This is a genomic window from Bradyrhizobium sp. (assembly GCF_035701725.1).
Taxonomy (GTDB): domain Bacteria; phylum Pseudomonadota; class Alphaproteobacteria; order Rhizobiales; family Xanthobacteraceae; genus Bradyrhizobium.
The window spans coordinates 1-3839 of sequence record NZ_DASSRP010000172.1 but is presented as its reverse complement, the minus strand read 5'-3'; the positions used below and the strand labels follow the sequence as shown (position 1 = coordinate 3839).

Annotated in this window: 3 protein-coding genes and 1 pseudogene; all 4 read left to right on the top strand. The window is 60.7% G+C overall.

The genetic code is table 11. The features are described from left to right. Nucleotides 1-444: pseudogene (locus tag VFL62_RS10420) on the top strand (ABC transporter substrate-binding protein); the annotation flags it as partial. Nucleotides 445-447: 3 nt separating this feature from the next. Beyond that, nucleotides 448-1554, top strand: a complete 1107-nt coding sequence (locus VFL62_RS10415; RefSeq protein WP_325172293.1) for a microcin C ABC transporter permease YejB — start codon at nt 448-450, stop codon at nt 1552-1554. Beyond that, the gene (locus VFL62_RS10410) at nt 1554-2729 is read left to right on the top strand and encodes an ABC transporter permease (protein WP_325172292.1); all 1176 of its coding nucleotides are present in this window, start codon (nt 1554-1556) and stop codon (nt 2727-2729) included. The genes VFL62_RS10415 and VFL62_RS10410 overlap by 1 nt, the downstream gene beginning before the upstream one ends. A 7-nt stretch (nt 2730-2736) precedes the next feature. Further along, nucleotides 2737-3839: ATP-binding cassette domain-containing protein (locus tag VFL62_RS10405; protein ID WP_325172291.1), on the top strand; the 1103-nt coding region annotated here is incomplete at its 3' end.

Below are 3839 nucleotides of genomic sequence, written 5' to 3'. Positions count from 1 at the left end.
CTTGGCATCAATGCCAGTCTGCGGCTGATCGACGCCGTGCAATTCCGCGCGCGCGTCGAGGATTTCGATTTCGACATTACGGTCGAGCGGCTGAGCATGTCGGCGACGCCCGGCGACAGCTTGCGGCCTTATTTCGCGTCGAAGGAAGCCGCCACAAAAGGCTCGTACAACTTTGCCGGCGTCGCCAGCCCGGCGATGGATGCAATGGTTGCCAAGGCGATCGCCGCGGAGACGCGGGCCGAGCTGACGTTCGCGTGCCGAGCGATCGACCGTTTGTTTCGCGCCGGGCGTTACTGGATCCCGCAATGGTATCGCTCCAACCATCCGTTGGCCTATTGGGACGTGTTCAGCCATCCGGCGTCGTTGCCTCGCTATGCGGTCGATGAGCGCACGATCTGGTGGTATGACGCGGCCAAGGCCGCCAAGCTAGATCAGGCGAAATAGCCCATGGCCGCCTATATCGTTCGCCGCATTTTGCTGATGCTTCCGACCCTGCTCGGAATCCTGTTCGTCGCCTTTGTGGTGGTGCAATTTGCGCCTGGCGGTCCGGTGGAGCGGGTGATCGCGCAACTGTCCGGTTCCGATACCGGCGCCACCTCGCGCATTTCCGGTGGCAGCGGCGACTTCAAGCCGGTCGGTCCGGGCGGCGCTGCCGCCGATGCGGTCAACTCGAAATACCGCGGCGCCCAGGGCCTCGATCCCGATTTCATCAAGAGCCTGGAAAAACAGTTCGGCTTCGACAAGCCGGCGCCCGAGCGCTTTGCGCTGATGGTTTGGAACTACGCCCGCTTTGACTTCGGCAAGAGTTATTTCCGCGACATCAGCGTGGTGCAGCTGATCAAAGAGAAACTTCCGGTCTCGATGTCGCTCGGCATCTGGATGACGCTCATTACTTACCTGATTTCGATTCCGCTCGGCATCCGCAAGGCGGTCCAGGACGGCTCTCCCTTCGACACCTGGACGTCGGCGGTGATCATCATCGGCTTTGCGATTCCGGGATTCCTGTTCGCTATTCTTCTCATCATCCTGTTTGCCGGCGGTTCCTTCTTCAATATCTTCCCGCTGCGCGGACTGACCTCGGACGGCTGGGCCCAGTACCCCTGGTACTGGAAGATCATCGATTATTTCTGGCACCTCACGTTGCCGCTGATCTCGATGTCGCTCGGCGCCTTCGCGACCATGACGCTCCTCACCAAGAATTCGTTTCTCGACGAAATCCGCAAGCAGTATGTCATGACCGCGCGCGCCAAGGGCTGCAGCGAGCGGCAGGTGCTGTACGGCCATATTTTCCGCAACGCCATGTTGATCGTGATCGCGGGCTTTCCGGGCGCATTCATCCACGCCTTCTTCTCCGGTTCGCTGCTGATCGAAACCATCTTTTCGCTCGACGGACTTGGCTTGCTCTCGTTCGAGAGCGTGCTGAACCGCGATTATCCGGTGGTGTTCGGGACGCTCTACATCTTTTCGCTGGTCGGTCTGTTGGTGAACCTGATCACCGATCTGACCTATATGTGGGTCGATCCGCGGATCGATTTCGAGGCACGGGAGGTCTGATGACGATCACCGCGCCCACGCCGGAGACCCACGCGCCATCGCCGCTCGGCGAAGCCGCGCCCGTCACGGGCAAGAAGTTTCAAGCGGCCTCGCTCAATCGACGACGCTGGCAGAACTTCAAATCGAACAAGCGCGGCTTCTGGTCGTTCTGGATCTTCCTGCTGCTGTTTTTTGTCTCGTTATTCGCCGAATTGATCGCCAACGACCGGCCGTTTCTCATCAAGTATGACGGCCACCTCTATTGGCCGGCCTTCGTGACCTATTCGGAGACGACTTTCGGCGGCGATTTCGAAACGGCAGCCGACTATCGCGATCCTTATCTGCAAAAACTCATCGCGGAAAAAGGCGGCACGATCGTGTGGCCGCTAATCCGCTACTCCTACGATACGCACAATCTGGATCTGCCGACGCCGGCGCCGTCGCCGCCGACCTGGATGCTGACCGAGGCGCAGTGCAAGGACGTGGTGCAGAAGAAGGGCCTCAAGGGTTGCCGCGATCTTGAATATAACTGGCTTGGCACCGACGATCAGGGCCGCGACGTTGTCGCGCGCCTGATCTATGGCTTCCGCATCTCGGTGCTGTTCGGGCTTGGCCTAACCATCATCTCCTCGATCATCGGGATCGCCGCGGGCGGCGTGCAGGGATATTTCGGCGGCTGGATCGACCTGTCGTTTCAGCGTTTCATCGAGATCTGGAACTCCATACCCTATCTTTATCTGCTCCTGATCATCTCGGCGGTGCTGCCGCCCGGCTTCTTCGTCCTGCTCGGCATCATGGCGTTGTTCTCCTGGGTTTCACTGGTCGGTCTCGTGCGCGCGGAATTCCTGCGTGGACGCAATTTCGAATACATCCAGGCCGCGCGGGCGCTCGGCGTCTCCAATGCCGTGATCATGTTCCGTCATCTGTTGCCGAATGCGATGGTGGCGACCATGACCTTCCTGCCGTTCATCGTATCGTCTTCGGTGATGACGTTGACCGCACTCGATTTTCTTGGTTTCGGTTTGCCGCCGGGATCGCCCTCTCTTGGTGAACTGTTGTCGCAGGCCAAAGCCAACGTTCAGGCGCCATGGCTCGGTTTCACCGGCTTCTTCTCCGTCGCCATCATGTTGTCGCTTCTGATTTTCATCGGCGAGGGGGTACGTGACGCCTTCGACCCTCGCAAGACGTTCAGGTGAACCGGCGATGGATGCCATCAACCAGCCTCTGCTCGATGTCCGCGACCTCTCGGTGGTGTTTCACCAGCCGAGCGGCGACACCGTGGCGGTCGATCGCGTGTCGTTTTCGATCCGGCGCGGACAATGCGTGGCGCTGGTCGGGGAGTCCGGATCCGGCAAGTCGGTCAGCGCGCTCTCGATCTTGAAGCTGCTGCCGTATCCGACCGCCTCGCATCCCTCGGGCAGCATTCTATTCAATGGCCGCGATCTGCTGAAAGCGTCGGAACGCGAGATGCAGGGTATCCGCGGCAACGACATTTCGATCATCTTTCAGGAGCCGATGACTTCGCTCAACCCGCTGCACATGATTGAGCAGCAGATCGGCGAGATCCTGCAACTGCATCACGGCGTCACCGGCCAGATGGCGCGGGCGCGTACGCTTGAACTCCTGACGCAGGTCGGCATTCCCGACCCCGAGACAAGGCTCAAGAGTTATCCGCATCAGCTCTCCGGCGGCCAGCGTCAGCGGGTGATGATCGCGATGGCGCTCGCCAACGAGCCGGATCTCTTGATCGCTGACGAGCCGACCACCGCACTCGACGTCACCGTGCAGGCGCAGATCCTGGCGCTGCTGGCCGATATCCGTAAGCGGCTCGGCATGAGCCTTTTGTTCATCACCCATGACCTCGGCATCGTGCGGCGCATCGCGGACGTCGTCTGCGTCATGAATAGCGGCAAGATCGTCGAGCAGGGGCCGGTCGAAGAGGTCTTCACCGCGCCGAAACATCCATACACCCGCGCGTTGCTGAACGCTGAGCCGAAGCCCGATCCGGCGCCGCCACGCCCTGAAGCGCCGGTCGTGATGTCGACCGACAATCTGAAGGTCTGGTTTCCGATCAAGCGCGGATTCTTGCGCCACACCGTCGGCCATATCAAGGCGGTCGACGGCGTCAGCCTCGCGGTGCGGCGAGGCGAGACGCTCGGCGTCGTCGGTGAATCCGGATCTGGCAAGACCACGCTCGGGCTGGCGCTGTTGCGGCTGATTTCCTCCGACGGGCCGATCGTGTTCCTGGGCCGCAATATCCAGGGGCTAAAATTCAAGGAGATGCGCCCGTTCCGCCGCGACATGCA